Annotated in this window: 13 protein-coding genes; 7 read left to right on the top strand and 6 right to left on the bottom strand. The window is 60.7% G+C overall.

What is annotated here, in order from left to right:
* Positions 1-10: 10 nt before the first annotated feature.
* The 4 genes from DXC90_RS02865 to serB all read right to left on the bottom strand — a co-directional run bounded on the left by DXC90_RS02865 (position 11) and on the right by serB (position 3,051).
* On the bottom strand, positions 11-592 hold the full coding sequence (locus DXC90_RS02865; RefSeq protein ID WP_117734677.1) for a TetR/AcrR family transcriptional regulator: 582 nt from the start codon (positions 590-592) through the stop codon (positions 11-13).
* Between the two features lie 2 nt (positions 593-594).
* On the bottom strand, positions 595-1,506 hold the full coding sequence (locus DXC90_RS02860; RefSeq protein ID WP_117734676.1) for a LarC family nickel insertion protein: 912 nt from the start codon (positions 1,504-1,506) through the stop codon (positions 595-597).
* 10 nt (positions 1,507-1,516) lie between these two features.
* A complete protein-coding gene (gene larB / locus DXC90_RS02855) occupies positions 1,517-2,299 on the bottom strand; it encodes a nickel pincer cofactor biosynthesis protein LarB (protein ID WP_117734675.1) in 783 nt (260 codons plus the stop codon).
* A 116-nt stretch (positions 2,300-2,415) separates the two neighbouring features.
* Complete coding sequence (gene serB / locus DXC90_RS02850; RefSeq protein ID WP_117734674.1) at positions 2,416-3,051, bottom strand: phosphoserine phosphatase SerB; 636 nt, start codon at positions 3,049-3,051, stop codon at positions 2,416-2,418.
* Between the two features lie 256 nt (positions 3,052-3,307).
* Between serB and aspS the strand changes: the two genes are divergently transcribed.
* The 6 genes from aspS to DXC90_RS02820 all read left to right on the top strand — a co-directional run bounded on the left by aspS (position 3,308) and on the right by DXC90_RS02820 (position 9,226).
* Positions 3,308-5,095 (top strand): aspartate--tRNA ligase, encoded by a 1,788-nt coding sequence (aspS, locus tag DXC90_RS02845; protein ID WP_117734673.1) that lies wholly within the window; start codon positions 3,308-3,310, stop codon positions 5,093-5,095.
* Between the two features lie 305 nt (positions 5,096-5,400).
* Entirely contained in the window at positions 5,401-5,649 is a 249-nt protein-coding gene (locus DXC90_RS02840) for an HPr family phosphocarrier protein (RefSeq protein WP_035136856.1), read from the top strand.
* Positions 5,650-5,862: 213 nt separating this feature from the next.
* Positions 5,863-6,105, top strand: coding sequence for a FeoA family protein (locus DXC90_RS02835; RefSeq protein ID WP_040358815.1), 243 nt, complete (start codon positions 5,863-5,865; stop codon positions 6,103-6,105).
* Between the two features lie 39 nt (positions 6,106-6,144).
* Positions 6,145-6,366 (top strand): FeoA family protein, encoded by a 222-nt coding sequence (locus DXC90_RS02830; protein WP_006234774.1) that lies wholly within the window; start codon positions 6,145-6,147, stop codon positions 6,364-6,366.
* Between the two features lie 123 nt (positions 6,367-6,489).
* Complete coding sequence (locus DXC90_RS02825; RefSeq protein WP_117734671.1) at positions 6,490-8,820, top strand: ferrous iron transporter B; 2,331 nt, start codon at positions 6,490-6,492, stop codon at positions 8,818-8,820.
* A 205-nt stretch (positions 8,821-9,025) separates the two neighbouring features.
* The gene (locus DXC90_RS02820) at positions 9,026-9,226 is read left to right on the top strand and encodes a hypothetical protein (RefSeq protein ID WP_117637971.1); all 201 of its coding nucleotides are present in this window, start codon (positions 9,026-9,028) and stop codon (positions 9,224-9,226) included.
* A 298-nt stretch (positions 9,227-9,524) separates the two neighbouring features.
* Here the strand turns inward: DXC90_RS02820 and DXC90_RS02815 are convergent, their stop codons facing one another.
* Both DXC90_RS02815 and DXC90_RS02810 read right to left on the bottom strand, forming a co-directional pair.
* On the bottom strand, positions 9,525-10,229 hold the full coding sequence (locus DXC90_RS02815; protein WP_117583373.1) for a response regulator: 705 nt from the start codon (positions 10,227-10,229) through the stop codon (positions 9,525-9,527).
* Positions 10,222-12,957: a sensor histidine kinase KdpD gene (locus DXC90_RS02810; protein ID WP_117734670.1), complete on the bottom strand. Its 2,736-nt coding sequence runs from the start codon at positions 12,955-12,957 to the stop codon at positions 10,222-10,224. The genes DXC90_RS02815 and DXC90_RS02810 overlap by 8 nt, the downstream gene beginning before the upstream one ends.
* A gap of 333 nt (positions 12,958-13,290) precedes the next feature.
* Here DXC90_RS02810 and kdpA point away from each other — a divergent pair, with 333 nt between their 5' ends.
* The gene (kdpA, locus tag DXC90_RS02805) at positions 13,291-15,114 is read left to right on the top strand and encodes a potassium-transporting ATPase subunit KdpA (RefSeq protein ID WP_117734669.1); all 1,824 of its coding nucleotides are present in this window, start codon (positions 13,291-13,293) and stop codon (positions 15,112-15,114) included.
* Positions 15,115-15,117 lie beyond the last annotated feature (3 nt).

The raw sequence follows: 15,117 nt of genomic DNA, 5'->3' as shown, positions 1-15,117 counted from the left end.
GGCGTCTTACTTAGCTGAAGAGGGGCTGTATGGCTGAGAGGTAGTCTTTGGCTACGTCGGCTTTGTTGGATTGGAAGTTGTGCCAGGCCCACCATTGGACGGTGGCTACGAAGCTTGAGGCTATGTGATGGAGGAGGAAGCTGCGGTCCATGGTGCCGGCTGGGCCTGTGGGATCGATGGGGACGGTTTCGGCCGCGAGCGACATGATGGTCTTGCGGAGGCTGTCGGCGAAGACGCGTGAGCCGGCGCCGGCTACAAGGGCCCTCACGCCCTGACGGCGTTCCCACAGGTTGCTAAGGATATGCTCGACCTGCACGAATGGGTCGTCGAGCGGTGTGCCATCGTCGTCGAGCGGTGTGCCATCGTCGTCGAGCGGTGTGCCATCGTCGTCGAGGGCGTGGGTACAGATGTCGCTCACGAGCTCGGACAGTAGGTCGTCTTTGCTCTTAAAGAGGCCGTAGAATGTCGCGCGGCCTACGTGAGCGCGCGCGATGATGTCGCCGACAGTGATCTTGCCGTAATCTTCCTCGCACAGGAGCTCGGAGAACGCCGCGACGATCGCGGCACGGCTTTTGGCCTTGCGGGCATCCATGGCTATGCGTCTGCGTGAACGAGCAGGCAGCGAAGCGTACCGGAGCAACCCTCGTAGGGGCGCTTACCGGCGCCGTAGCCGACGGCCTCGATGCGGTAGCGGGCCGGCAGGTGCTCGGACGTGCGCAGTGCGGCGACGATGGCGGCGCCCGTGGGCGTCACGAGCTCGCCGGCGACCGGTGCGGGCGTGAGGGCGATATTGCCTGCTTGGCATAGGTTGACGACGGCGGGCACCGGGATGGGCATAAGGCCGTGGGCGCAGTGGATGGTACCGTGACCCTCGGAGAGCGACTCAACCACGATGTCTTCAATGCTCAGGTCGTCGAGGCAGATGGCGACCGAGCAGACATCGACGATGGAGTCGACGGCGCCCACCTCGTGGAACATGACGGTCTCGGGCGTTTTGCCGTGTGCCTTGGCCTCGGCGGCAGCCAGCGCGGTAAAGATGGCGAGAGCGCGGCGCTTGGCACCGCCACTCAGCTGCGAGCCGTCGATGATGGCGGTGACGTCTGTCAAAGAACGGTGGTGATGGTGGTGGGCGTGATGGTGGCCCTCGTGGCCATGACCGTGAGCCTCATGGCCATGCTCGTGGCAGTGTTCGTGCTCGTGCTCGTCATGGTCATGATGGTGGTGCTCATGCATATGCTCGACAGCTGCTTCGTTGCCGTAGAGCCAGGCCATATCGTGATCGTGGTTCTCGAGCTCCTCTGCAAGCTGGACGTCGAAATCGCAGGCGTCGATGCCATGCTTGTTTACGCGCGTCACGGCGATCGTAAAGCCGTCGACCGGCAGCGTGGCGAGCTGTTCGCGCAGGTGCTCCTCGCTGGCGCCCAGGTCGAGCAGAGCCGCGACGGTCATATCGCCGCTGATGCCCGAGGTTCCGTCGATGATAAGCGTGTGCTGGTGGTTGGACATGGAATGCTCCTTAGCGGGCGCAGGGCGTGCCGGCGCTCAGATGATTGATAAGACTTGCCTGATAGGCGGCGCCAAAGCCGTTGTCGATATTGACGACCGAGACGCCGCTGGCGCAGGAGTTGAGCATGGCGAGCAGCGCGGCCACGCCACCAAAGTTCGCGCCGTAGCCCACGCTGGTGGGAACGGCGATGACCGGGCAACTCACCAGGCCGCCGATGACGCTTGCCAGGGCGCCTTCCATGCCGGCGATGGCGATGACCACCTGCGCCTGGGCAAGTTCCTCAGCATGAGCGAGCAGGCGGTGCAAGCCGGCGACACCTACGTCGTAGAGGCGATCGACTTCGTTGCCGTAGAACTCGGCCGTCAGTGCCGCCTCTTCGGCGACGGGCAGGTCGCTCGTACCGGCGCAGGCGACGACGATGCGTCCGTTGCCGGTGGGGGAGGGCTTGCCGCCCACGAGGGCGAGCTGTGCGTCCGGGACATATCCCAGGTCGATGCCGTTGCCGAGAAATTCCGAGGTACGGGCGGCCTTTTTGGCGTCCAAGCGCGTGACCAGGATGCGCTCCTGGCCTGCATCGCGCAGCGCTTCGATAATGGCGGCAATCTGCCCGGCGGTTTTACCGGCGCCGTAGATAACCTCGCCGGCTCCCTGGCGTACCCCGCGTGAAAGATCGAGCTGCGCAAAACCCAGATCGGCGGTCGGAGCCGTCTGGATGCGCGTGAGGGCGTCGGCAGGGGTGACTGCCCCGCCGGCAACATCGCTCAGCAATTGCTCAAGATCTCGCTTATCCATATATATGTTCCCTTCGACGGCGCAAAGTCTAGCACTCAAAGGGTATATTTCCGAACACTAAGATAAAATTGTTCGGAAACTATAGGACAGACTGATTCAATTGTTAGACGAATCGGCTAGTCACGCAGGATGATGTCCATGGCGAGCATCAGGTTGCGCTCGTCGATGGCAAACGGGGCGGCCTCGCGCGTCTTGGGCTTGGCGCAAAACGCGATGCCCGTGCCCGCGGCCTGAATCATGGGGATGTCGTTGGCGCCGTCGCCGATCGCGACGGTATGGGCCATATCGACGCCGCACTCAACTGCCCAATCCAGCATCTGGATAAGCTTGGACTCCTTGGTCACGATGTCTGCCGCCAGCTTGCCGGTGAGCTTGCCGTCTACGACCTCCAGGCGGTTAGCCAGGCAAAAGTCGATGCCCGCGGCAGCCACGATCTTATCGGCAACCTCGTGGAAACCGCCGCTTACCACGCCGACCTTCCAGCCCTTGCTGTGCGCCGAGCGCACAAGCTCCAGCGCGCCGGGGGTAAACGTCACACGCTCAAAGGTGCGCTCGAACACGCTCTCGTCCAGGCCCGCAAGCAGCCCCACGCGCTCCTCGAGCGCTTGCTTAAAGTCGAGCTCGCCGCGCATGGCGCGCTCGGTAATTTGCGCTACCTGCTCGCCCACGCCTGCCTCCTCACCCAAAAGATCGATGACCTCCTGGTTGATGAGGGTGGAGTCGATATCCATAACGATGAGGCGTGCAGACATGTTGGGCCTTTCCGGGTGCAGTTGTATTGGGGCACATTGTCGCACGCGGCGCGCCTCGGCGACAGTCGCGGTGCGCCAATTGTTTCGTCTCCGTCAAGTCTTTGGGCAGGAGCTACTTTTTCGCGGCACATCGACGCGGGTGCGATAAGATAGAACGCCATGTCCGGCTGCGCGGTTTACGCAGGCCGGGCGAATCTGTACGACGCCGCCCGGAACGACACGGGGCGGCACAGATCCATAAAGGAGGATCACTGGTATGAGCCAGACCCGTCCCACCGACGAGCATTCCATGCACACCCGTACCTGCGGCGAGCTTCGCCGCGAGAACGTGGGCGAAGAGGTCACCCTCACCGGTTGGGTGAGCCGTCGCCGCGACCACGGTGGCCTTATTTTCTGCGACCTTCGCGACCGTGAGGGCATTACGCAACTCACCTTCGACCCTGAGCATTCTGACGGCGATGCCTTTAAGATCGCCGAGACCATGCGTCCCGAGTGGCCCATCAAGATTCACGGCGTCGTGCGCGCCCGTGGCGACGAGACCACCAACACCAAGCTCGCCACCGGCGAGATCGAGGTCCTGACCGACCATGCCGAGGTGCTCAATACGTCCGTCACCCCGCCGTTCCAGATCGAGGATGGCATCGAGACCAGCGAGGACACCCGTCTGCGCTATCGCTATCTGGACCTCCGTCGTCCCGAGATGATGGCCAACCTCAAGCTGCGCTCCGACTTCACCTTTGCCATTCGCGAGGCACTGCACAACCGTGAGTTCATGGAGGTTGAGACGCCCTCCCTGTTTAAGTCCACGCCCGAGGGCGCCCGCGACTTCATCGTTCCCAGCCGCATCCAGCCGGGCAACTTCTACGCTCTGCCGCAGTCCCCGCAGCTTCTGAAGCAGCTGCTCATGGTCGGCGGCGTCGAGCGCTACTACCAGGTTGCCAAGTGCTTCCGCGACGAGGACCTGCGCGCCGACCGTCAGCCCGAGTTCACCCAGGTCGATATCGAGATGTCTTTCGTGGACCAGAACGATGTCATGAGCGCGCTCGAAGAGGTCCTGGCCGATGCCTTCGGCCGCATGGGTGTCGAGATGCCCACGCCGCTGCGCCGCATGGATTACTGGGAGGCCATGGACACCTATGGCTCCGACAAGCCCGATACCCGCTATGGCATGCACCTGGTCGACCTGACCGACATCTTTGCCAACTCCAGGTTCAAGGTCTTTGCGACTGCCGCAAACGAGGAGGGCTCTGTCGTCAAGGCCATCAACGCCAAGGGTGCCGGTGCCTGGGCGCGTGCCAAGATCGATAAGCTCGCCGGTGTGGCTTCCACGTTTGGCGCTAAGGGCCTGGCTTGGATCGCCTTCCGCGAGGACGGTTCCATCAACAGCCCCATCGTCAAGTTCTTCTCGGACGAGGAGATGGCCGCTCTGCGCGAGCGCATGGACGTCGAGCCCGGCGACCTCGTGATGTTCGCCGCCGGCCCGCGCCTGCTTTCCGACGAGATCCTGGGCGGCATGCGCTCCCACATGGCCAACGCGCTCGAGATCAAGCGCGAGGGTCACGACTTCCTGTGGGTCGTCAACTTCCCGCTGTTCCACTGGGACGAGGACCGCAAGGCCTATGCAGCCGAGCATCAGCCCTTTACCCTGCCGACCGAGACTGACATCGCCAAGATCGAGGCTGACCCGCTGGCAGCCGGCTCCTGCACCTACGACTTTGTCATGGACGGCTTTGAGGCCGGTGGCGGCGGTATGCGTATCCACAACGCCGAGATGCAGATGTCCATGCTCAAGCTTCTGGGCTTTACCGAGGAGCGCGCCGAGTCTCAGTTTGGCTTCCTCATGGAGGCCCTCAAGTTTGGTGCGCCCCCGATGGGCGGCTTCGCTCTGGGCCTGGATCGCGTGTGCATGCTGCTCACCGGCTCCGACTCCATCCGCGACGTCATGGCGTTCCCCAAGACGGCCAGCGGCTCCGATCTCATGTCGGGCGCCCCGAGTGCCGTTTCCGGCGCCCAGCTCAAGGACGTCAGCCTGCGCCTGATGTAGGCGAGCGGCTACATATTGCCCGTAACGAGGGAAGGACGTGTGCCTTCCCTCGCTTTTTATGCGCCGATGCTGCAGTGGCCCGGGATGACCGGGCGTCGCGGAAACTGCGACCCGGAATTTGCGTCCAGAACGGGTTGCAGTTTCCCAAACAGGGCCCCTTGGGAAGCCGCAACCCAGAATCCAGCCAAATAATGGGACGCAGTTTCCGGTCGAGCTTTTGGCGAGCCGCAATAACTATCTAACGGTACAATAGCTACCACGTGTCTGGGTTTGCCAGCCGAATGAGCGATACCGCGGGAGGGGACATGGTCGAGTTTACAAAGACGATTAAAGATCCGTTGGGACTGCATGCCCGCCCGGTCGCGCTACTCTACGACATTATCGCCAAGCATCGTAGCGACGTGTCGGTCAGCATCGGCGACCGCCATACCGATGGCCGTGACGTGATGGGCCTCATGGCGCTTTACGGCGAATGTGGCGAGGATATCGTCTTTCGCGTTTCGGGCGTAGACGAGGCCTCGTGCGTCACGTCGATCAGAAACCTCTCGCTCTAAACGCAACAAGGGACTGCGGACAGTCCCTTTGTCACATCTCTAGGAGGCGCTCTTTGCGGTGCCTCTTTTGTTTCGTATGGGAAACTTTTTCGAAAACTGAATAGAGACCCTTTCAAAAAAGTTAACCACATGTTAGTTTACTAAAGCGAACATAGACGTGGTTAACTTTTACCGCGTCGATGTTGAGGACGAACCGACGTTAGGAGCTCACTCATGTCTTGCGGACCGCAGATGCCGGCCATGCCGCTTTCGATGGTAAAGGCGGGCGAAACCGTGCGCGTGTCTCGGGTAAAGGGCAATGAGGACATGAAGCACCACCTCAAGGACCTTGGCTTTGTCGAGGGCAGCGAGATTCACGTGGTGAGCTCGAGTGGTGCCAATATCATCGTCACCGTGCTGGGCGCACGTTTTGGCATCGATTCCAAGGTTGCCATGCACATCATGACCGTCGGTTAGTCCGCAGCATTTCATTAAAACCGAAAGGGGGACAAGAGGATGAAGACGTTGGGTGACGTTAAGGTAGGCGAGAGCTCTACCATCGTCAAGCTTCACGGTGAGGGCGCGCTGCGCCGCCACCTTATGGACCTGGGGCTCATCAAGGGCACTTCGTTCAAGGTCGTAAAGGTTGCGCCGCTCGGTGATCCGGTCGAGATCAACGTGCGCGGCTACGAGCTTTCCATCCGCAAGGAGGAAGCGGCCGTCGTCGAGGTTCAGTAAGGGCTCGCGGCGTGTATTTCTGCATATAAAGTTAGGTTTTTCTAACTTAATGCAGCATCTTTGAAGCACATTATCCAACCTGCGCGGAGATGACAGCGCGGGCACACAAGGAAGAAGGATTGAATGGCGGATTCTCAGATCCATGTCGCGCTTGCGGGTAACCCCAACTGCGGCAAGACCACGCTTTTCAACCTGATCACCGGCGCCAACGGCTACGTTGGCAACTGGCCCGGCGTCACGGTTGAGAAAAAGGAAGCCAAGCTCCTAAGCGACAAGAACGTTACCATCACGGACCTCCCTGGCATCTACTCGCTTTCCCCCTACAGCCCCGAGGAGCAATGCTCGCGCGATTACCTCATGAGCGGCGAGCCCGATGTCGTCGTCCAGGTCGTCGACGCCACCAACCTCGAGCGCAACCTGTATCTGGCACTTCAGGTCATTGAGACCGGTCTGCCCGTGGTCGTCGCCCTCAACATGGCCGACTTGGTCGAGAAGAACGGCGATAAGATCGACACGGACAAGCTCTCCAAGAAGCTCGGTTGCCCGGTCGTGATGATCTCGGCCCTCAAGAACAAGGGCATCAAGGAACTGTTCGAGCAGGTCAAGAAGTCCGCTGCTTCCAAGGGCCAGGTGCCGGAGCACAAGTTCGATTCCTCCATCGAGGACGTTCTGGACCACATCGAGAATAACCTGCCTGCGAGCGTTTCCGCCAGCAAGCGTCGCTACTACGCCGTCAAGCTGTTCGAGCGCGATACGGATGCCTGCAAACTCATCAACCTCACCAAGGAGAAGGCGGCTCGTGTGGAGCAGCTGGTCGCCCAGTGCGAGCAGGATTGCGATGACGATGCCGAGTCCATCATCACCGGTGAGCGCTATGGTGTGATCGCGCACATCGTCGATGAGTGCCTCACCAAGGCTCCGGCCAAGATGAGCACTTCCGAGAAGATCGACCGTGTGGTTACCAACCGCATTCTGGGCCTGCCGATCTTCGTAGTCATTATGTTCTGCGTGTACTACATCGCCGTTTCCACCCTGGGCGGTACGGTGACCGACTTCACCAACGACCAGCTCTTTGGCACCGACGGTTGGTACGTGCTCGGTCAGGGCCGCGACGCCTACGATGCGGCCGTCGAGGCCGTGGGCGAGGACGCTGCCGATTCGATCGACCCGGCACAGTACGGCCCGTATGTTCCGGGTATTACCACCATGGTGCACGATGCCCTCGTGGCGGGCGGCACCGAGGACGGTGGCCTGGTCGATTCGCTGGTCTGCGACGGTATCGTCGGCGGCCTGGGCGCCATCTTCGGCTTCGTGCCGCAGATGTTCCTGCTCTTTGTGATGTTGTCCTTCCTGGAGGATTGCGGCTATATGGCCCGCGTCGCCTTCATCATGGACCGCGTGTTCCGCCGCTTTGGCCTGTCCGGTAAGTCCTTTATCCCCATGCTCGTGTCCTCGGGCTGCGGCGTCCCCGGCGTCATGGCCACCAAGACCATCGAGAACGAGAAGGACCGCCGCATGACGGTCATGACCACCACGTTCATTCCCTGTGGCGCCAAGCTGCCGATCATTGCCCTGCTCATGGGTTCCATCATCGGCGATTCTTCCACCACCGCCGCGTGGATCAGCCCGCTCTTCTACTTCCTGGGCGTCTTTGCCGTCATCGCTTCGGGCCTCATGCTCAAGAAGACCAAGCTCTTCGCCGGCCGCCCGACGCCGTTCGTTATGGAGCTCCCCGCTTACCACTTCCCGGCGATCCGCTCTTGGGCGCTGCACGTGTGGGAGCGCTGCTTCGCCTTTATCAAGAAGGCCGGCACGGTCATCTTTGCGTCCACCGTCGTCGTTTGGTTCCTCTCCAACTTTGGTAGCTACAACGGCGCCTTTGGCTACCTGCCTTCCATGGAGGGCATCCCCGAGGAGTTCATGGATTACTCCGTGCTTGCCATGTTCGGCAACCTGGTCGCTTGGATCTTCGCCCCGCTCGGCTTTAGCACCTGGCAGGCCACCGCACTGACCGTCTCTGGCCTCGTCGCCAAGGAGAACGTTGTCGCCACCGCCGGCTCGCTGCTGTCCGTTGCCGACGCCGGCGAGACCGACCCGAGCCTGTGGACCGCGTTTGCGGCTATGTTCCCGACCATGGGCGCTTGCGTCGCCTTTGGTGCCTTCAACCTGCTGTGCGCTCCGTGCTTTGCCGCTATCGGCACCATCCGTAACCAGATGAACTCCGGTAAGTGGACCGCGATTGCCATCGGCTACGAGTGTGCCTTTGCTTGGGTCATCGGCCTGTTCATCAACCAGTTCTATAACCTGCTTGTTCTTGGGCAGTTTGGTATCTGGACGGTTGTGGCCATCGTGCTGCTGGCTGCGATGCTCTTCCAGATCTTCCGTCCCATGCCCAAGCATGCATGGACCGACGAGGACGAGACCAACACCGCTTCTGCCACGGTTTCCGCCTAAGTCCGAATAAGGATTAGCCCCTTTTCACGAGCCCGGGTGTCCCAGCGACACTCGGGCTTTTTGGTGCAATGGGGGACAGATTGCTTTGCTCCAGAAGTTAAGATGTGACGTTTCCGCAGATAAAACCGACCAAAATAAACCTGTCCCTTTTTGGCAGGTGGAGAATGGGGTAAAGTAAGTGGTGGTTAACTAGAGGAGGCTTTCTATGGCACCTATCGATATTGTTGTGCTGGCCGTTATCGCCATTGCGTTTGTCGCCGTGTGCGTGCGCATTTATCGCAAGGGCACCTGCGCCGACTGCGCTCAAGGTGGCGTTTGCACGGGACATTGCTCCAACAAAAAGACCTGCGCCGCACTTAAGGGCGTAGACAAAATTGCCGAAGACTTGGGCCGCGGGATCAAATAAGGCCCGGACATCCAGGCATCCAGGCGCCTCGCGAGTATCCGTTCGCAGGGCGCTTTGCACATATGGGGGCGAGCGCGGTGAGTTAAAGAGTGATTTTGGGGTATCGCTAACTATGTGGTCAACGGTCCGCTCACCGTGGTCCATGCCGTAGCGGGCGCCAAGCTCGCCGTCGAAGGCATGACCAGCTACCTAGGCCTCTAACTCCATCCCGCCCATCAGTTGCGGTGGAATACGGACTGTTTTTGCTGTCAAAGGCCTTATCTACTCCGTATTCCACCGCAACTTTTTGTGGGGTGGGCTAGAGACGCTGCATGCGGTACCCGACACCCATGTGCGTCTGAATCATCTTGGGGTGAGAGGGGTCTGCCTCGATCTTCTTGCGCAGGGTGCGCATGAACACGCGCAGGCTCGCCAGATCGCTGTCCCAGCTCGTGCCCCATATCTCGCGGGTGATGAAGGTGTGGGTGAGCACCTTGTCGACGTTTTTCGCCAGAAGGACAAGCAATTTGTACTCGGTTGGGGTGAGCGAGAGCTCGCGTCCGTCTTTCGTCGCGTATCCCGCGGCGTAGTCGATATGCAGCGGACCGTTGTCGAACGTGCTCGCTTCTGTCGACTCGCTCGACGCCATCGAGGAGCGCCTCAAATTCGCACGGACGCGCGCGAGCAACTCATCCACAGAAAAGGGCTTGGTGAGGTAGTCGTCTGCCCCTGCGTCAAGTGCTGCAATCTTGTCGGAATCTTCGGTGCGCGCCGAAATGACGATAATGGGGACTGCCGACCAGCTTCGGATCTTCGTGATGACCTCGATACCGTCAATGTCGGGAAGGCCGAGGTCGAGCATGATGAGGCTGGGGCCGTGCGACACCGCATCCATGATGGCGGCCTGGCCGTTGCAAACTTTGCTCACGACGTAGCCGTGGAGGTCAAGCGCGGTCGAAACGAGGTTTTGAACGGTCAGGTCATCTTCGACCAGGAGGATGCGTGGCTTAGCGGCATTATTCATGAATCTCGATCTCCTCGGCGGGCAGGGTAAAACGGAAGACGGCCCCATGGGGGTGGTTGTCGCGAGCTTCGATGACGCCGCCATGCGCCTCCACGATGGAGCGGCAAAGCGACAGCCCAAGGCCGATGCTTCGACGCGAATCCACGGGCTGCGTATTGCTTGAGGTGAAGAAGCGCTCAAAGATATGAGGCTTGTCGCAGTCTGCCACACCCGGCCCATCGTCTGCGACGTCCACCACGACGAACGCGCCCTCGCGACGTGCGCTGATGGTGACAGTCGAGTCCTCGGGCGTGTATTTGAAGGCGTTCATGATGAGATTCGTAAGCACCTGCATGATGAGATGGACGTCGATGCGTACCAGCAGGATGTCGTCAGTGTGCTCGATGGTGACGGTACGTCCATGCGATGCTTGGGCGACATGGCTGAGGGCGGCCTCGATGACCTCGTCGATGAGCTCGGACGTGAAGTTGAGGCGAATGGTGCCGTCCTCGACGCGTGTGATGGCGAGGAGGTTCTCCACGGTATCGATAAGCCAGAGGGAGTCGTCGTAGATGGCATCGGCAAGATCGCAGCGTTGTTCGAGGCTGAGCTTCTCGTCGCTCTTCCGAAGGATTGCCGCAGATCCGGATATAGCCGTGAGGGGTGTCCTCAAATCGTGGCCGATGGAGCGCAAAAGGTTGGCGCGCAGCTGCTCGTTTTTCGCCAAGACCGCAGCTTCTTCGCGCTCTTGCGCTGCTCGGTCGCTTTCGAGCGCCAAGGCGCATTCACCTACGATAGATAGGACGATCGAATGCTCGAAGGCTTCGATCTCGCGCCCCTCCAGGGCGATGCCGATGACACCGAATACCTTGTCGCCGGTGCGAACCGCGAGGTAGAGACAGCGCGCCTCAGGCAGGGTCCGCGTGCTTGCGCCCGCGCGCTTGTTGTTGGTGTAGGTCCAGGTTGCAACGGCGCGCTCGTAGTCGGTGAGCAGCGACGCGGATCGGTTTTCGGTGCCAGCGGACTCATAGAGCGTCTTGCCGAGCGTGCCGTGTTCGGCGGTGTAGAAGACCACGTCGAGTTTTAGCAGTTTGATGAGTTGGTTCATGGCGACGCGGGCGCACTCCTCCGCGCTATGGGCTTGCTGCAAGAGCTGGTTCGTTTCGAGGAGTACGCGCGTTTTGAATGCGTTCTCGGCGGAGGTCCGGGCGTTGTCGGCGATGCGCGCAGTTAACTCGCCGGCGACCATAGCGGTAGCGAACATGATGCCGAACGTGACCAGATAGCTTCGGTCGTAGCTGGCGAGCGAAAACAGAGGCGTGACGAAGCAGAAGTTGTAAAGCACTACAGAGAGCACGCTCGATACGATCGTGCAGATGCGCCCCGTCGTGGTGACGGCGGTCAGCAGGGCCGTGAGGATATAGAGGGATATGATGCTGGAATCGGCAAAACCCAGATGGCGGAAAGCCGTGCCGATCGCCGTGGCGACAAGAGAGAGGGCCAGCGTGCGAAGCACGTCACGGCTGCTGGGCGGCTGCAGGGCGAGCGCACGGCGGCGTTCTTCGGGCCGGGAGGGCGGAGTCGACTGGTCTGGAATGATGTAAATGTCGAGGTTCGGGGCGAATGTTATGAGCTGTTCTACGAGAGATTTGCGGCCGAAGAGGGCCTGACGGACGCTGCTACGCTCGCCCGTGCGCCCCATGACGATCTTCGAAATACCCGACAGGCGCGCGAACTCGGAGATCTGAAACGCGATGTCGTCGCCATAGACGGTTTCCATATGTGCTCCGAGCTGTTCGGCCAGGGCGATATTGGCTGCAAGCTTGGCGCGCTCATTATCGCTCATGGCCTGCGCGCGCGGGCTCTCTACGAACAGGGCGACGAGCTCGCTGCGAAACGCTTTCGCCATGCGTGCGGCGGCACGGACGATGCGGGGATTGGTCGGCGCCGGGGAGACACAGACTAAGATACGCTCCCTGGTGTAGTAGTCACGGTTTCCCAGTACGCGTGCGGCGTCTGTGAGGTAGCCGGTGCGATCGGCGCAGCGGCGCAGCGCGATTTCTCGGAGTGCGGTGAGGTTCTCGACGGTAAAAAAATGCTGTTGCGCTCGGTCGGCTTGTGCGGGACGGTAGACGAGGCCGGCGCGAAGGCGCTCAAGTAGATCTTCGGGCTCTATGTCGACGAGCTCGACCTGGTCGGCATCATCGAAGATACGGTCGGGGATTCGTTCGCTCACGACAACGCCGGTGATGGATGCAACCATGTCGTTTAGGCTCTCGATATGCTGAACGTTCACGGTCGTATAGACGTCGATGCCCGCATGTAGAAGTTCCTCGACGTCTTGATAGCGTTTGTCGTGGCGAGACCCCGGTGCATCCGTATGGGCGAGCTCGTCGACAAGGATGAGCTGAGGGGCGCGTTCGATAGCCGCATCTAGGTCGAACTCGCTGAGCGCAATGCCGTTGTGCTCGATGAGTTTACAGGGCACGTTCTCAAGCCCTTGTGCAAGATGGGCAGTTGCCGGACGTTCGTGCGGCTCGATGTATCCCGCGACGACGTCGACACCTCGCCGCTTGGCGGCGTGGGCGGCTTGAAGCATCGCATAGGTTTTGCCTGCGCCAGCAGCGTAGCCAAAGAAAATCTTGAGGTGTCCCCGGCTGGTTCGAGCGTCATCGGCGACCTCGTCTTTCTCAATTGCCTTTAGGATGAGGTCTGGATTGACGCGAGTGTCCGATGCGTCGCGCTGCATAGCGTAGCCTTTCTGAAGCGTTGTCCATGCGTGCATACGCGGCGAGGGCGCCACTGTATGCTCGCGAGGTCGAGTATAGGCGCACTGCAGCCGCAATAGTGCTTTCTACCTGCATCTTTACGGCATCTTAAGGTCGTGAGCCCCAGCCCTCACGCCTCTTTAATCCCTAGAAGCGTTTACTGTCCCCAGACGCTTGCGAGAGCAGGCGTCCGAGACATCGGACCGCGCGTGAAAGGGGCGGTAATGGACATCCTCATTCCCATTATCGGAGTCGTCTGCATTGGACTCTTTATCTATGACATCTACATTCTGATGAGGAGTGATTCGTAAACTATGGACGCTGCGATTCAGTACATCTTGTACTTTGCCGTGCTCGTCGTCCTGGCCGTTCCGCTCGGTCGATTCATGGCCCATATCATGGATGGTGAGCATACGTTCCTGTCGCCTGTGATTGCTCCTGTGGAGCGTGGCGTCTATCGTCTGCTTCGCATCGACGCGGCAGAGCAGATGGGGTGTAGGCGCTATCTGGCGAGCGTGCTGGTCTTTTCGGGGATCGGCCTCGTGGCTCTTGTGGCACTCCAGGCGCTTCAGTCCTTCTTGCCAGGCAATCCCCAGCACCTGCCGGGTGTGCCGTGGGATCTGTCGTTCAATACGGCCGCTTCCTTCATAACCAACACCAATTGGCAATCCTATTCCGGTGAGACCACCCTGTCCTACTTTGTGCAGTTCATGGGCCTCACCGTGCAGAACTTCGTTTCCGCTGGCACCGGTATCGCGGTCATGTTCGCGCTGATCCGCGGCTTCCGTCAGGTCAAGGAGCAGGGTCTGGGTTCCTTCTGGGTCGACCTCACCCGCACCGTCCTGTATGTGCTCATCCCGCTGAACCTCGTGTTCGGCATCTGCCTGGCTGCCGGTGGCGTCATCTCCAACTTCCAGCCGGCTCAGAAGGCTGAGCTCGTAGAGCCCGTCGCTGTCCAGCCTAATGCAGACGGCGGCTGGAGCGTCATCGACGGCGCCCAGATCGAGGGCGACACGGTCAAGGTCGACGGCAAGGTTGTCGAGGGCGCGCGCGTGGTCACCGAGCAGTTCCTGCCCCAGGGTCCCGCGGCTCCTCAGGTCGCCATCAAGCAGTCCGGCACCAACGGCGGCGGCTTCTTCGGCGTGAACTCCGCCCATCCGTATGAGAACCCCAGTGCCTTCACCAACATCATCGAGATGACCATCCTGCTGCTGATCCCGGCCGCCTGCTGCTTCACCTTCGGTATCGGCGTCAAGAACACCAAGCAGGGCAAGGCTATCTTTGCCGCCATGTTCATCCTGCTGGTGATCTTCACCGGCATCATCGCCGTCAACGAACATGCGGGCACCCCGCAGCTGGCCGATGGCGGAGCGGTCAATATCGAGATGACCGACGGCCAGGCCGGCGGCAACATGGAGGGCAAGGAGAGCCGCTTTGGCATCGCCTCCTCTTCCACCTGGTCCGCTTTCACGACGGCTGCTTCCAACGGCTCGGTCAACTCCATGCACGACTCCTACACCCCGCTCGGCGGGTTTGTCCAGATGCTCCAGATAGCGCTGGGCGAGGTGGTGTTCGGCGGCGTGGGCTGCGGCCTGTACGGCATGATCGGCTTCGCCATCCTCACGGTGTTTATCGCCGGCCTTATGGTCGGCCGCACGCCCGAGTTCCTGGGCAAGAAGATCGAGCCGACCGAGATGCGCTGGGCGGTGGTTCTGTGTCTCGCCACTCCGTTCGCCATTCTGGTGAGCTCCGCTATCGCCTGCATAGTGCCCGGTCTTGTCGACCAACTCAACAACGGCGGGGCGCATGGCTTCTCCGAGGTGCTGTATGCCTTCACCTCATGCGGCGGCAACAACGGCTCGGCGTTTGCAGGCATGAACTGCAACACCCCGTGGATCAATGTGCTGCTGGGTATCGAGATGCTGTTCGCGCGGTTCCTGCCGATTGTGGGCACGCTCGCCATTGCGGGCTCGCTGGCCGGGAAGGGCAAGGTCGCCGAGAGCGCCGGCACGCTTTCCACCACCAATGCCATGTTCGTGTTTCTGCTGGTATTCGTCGTTCTGCTGATTGGCGCCCTGAGCTTCTTCCCGGCATTGGCGCTTGGTCCCGTTGCCGAATTCTTCCAGATGGTTGCGTAAAGG

It is taken from the genome of Collinsella sp. TF09-1AT, assembly GCF_003436895.1.
Lineage (GTDB): Bacteria > Actinomycetota > Coriobacteriia > Coriobacteriales > Coriobacteriaceae > Collinsella.
The sequence above is the reverse complement of the archived record's forward strand: the minus strand, read 5'-3'. Positions and strand labels throughout refer to the sequence as shown.

Coding starts and splice junctions, on each gene's coding strand:
- DXC90_RS02865 (WP_117734677.1), bottom strand. CDS start 592: ATGGATGCCCGCAAGGCCAAAAGCCGTGCCGCGATCGTCGCGGCGTTC.
- DXC90_RS02860 (WP_117734676.1), bottom strand. CDS start 1,506: ATGTCCAACCACCAGCACACGCTTATCATCGACGGAACCTCGGGCATC.
- larB (WP_117734675.1), bottom strand. CDS start 2,299: ATGGATAAGCGAGATCTTGAGCAATTGCTGAGCGATGTTGCCGGCGGG.
- serB (WP_117734674.1), bottom strand. CDS start 3,051: ATGTCTGCACGCCTCATCGTTATGGATATCGACTCCACCCTCATCAAC.
- aspS (WP_117734673.1), top strand. CDS start 3,308: ATGAGCCAGACCCGTCCCACCGACGAGCATTCCATGCACACCCGTACC.
- DXC90_RS02840 (WP_035136856.1), top strand. CDS start 5,401: ATGGTCGAGTTTACAAAGACGATTAAAGATCCGTTGGGACTGCATGCC.
- DXC90_RS02835 (WP_040358815.1), top strand. CDS start 5,863: ATGTCTTGCGGACCGCAGATGCCGGCCATGCCGCTTTCGATGGTAAAG.
- DXC90_RS02830 (WP_006234774.1), top strand. CDS start 6,145: ATGAAGACGTTGGGTGACGTTAAGGTAGGCGAGAGCTCTACCATCGTC.
- DXC90_RS02825 (WP_117734671.1), top strand. CDS start 6,490: ATGGCGGATTCTCAGATCCATGTCGCGCTTGCGGGTAACCCCAACTGC.
- DXC90_RS02820 (WP_117637971.1), top strand. CDS start 9,026: ATGGCACCTATCGATATTGTTGTGCTGGCCGTTATCGCCATTGCGTTT.
- DXC90_RS02815 (WP_117583373.1), bottom strand. CDS start 10,229: ATGAATAATGCCGCTAAGCCACGCATCCTCCTGGTCGAAGATGACCTG.
- DXC90_RS02810 (WP_117734670.1), bottom strand. CDS start 12,957: ATGCAGCGCGACGCATCGGACACTCGCGTCAATCCAGACCTCATCCTA.
- kdpA (WP_117734669.1), top strand. CDS start 13,291: ATGGACGCTGCGATTCAGTACATCTTGTACTTTGCCGTGCTCGTCGTC.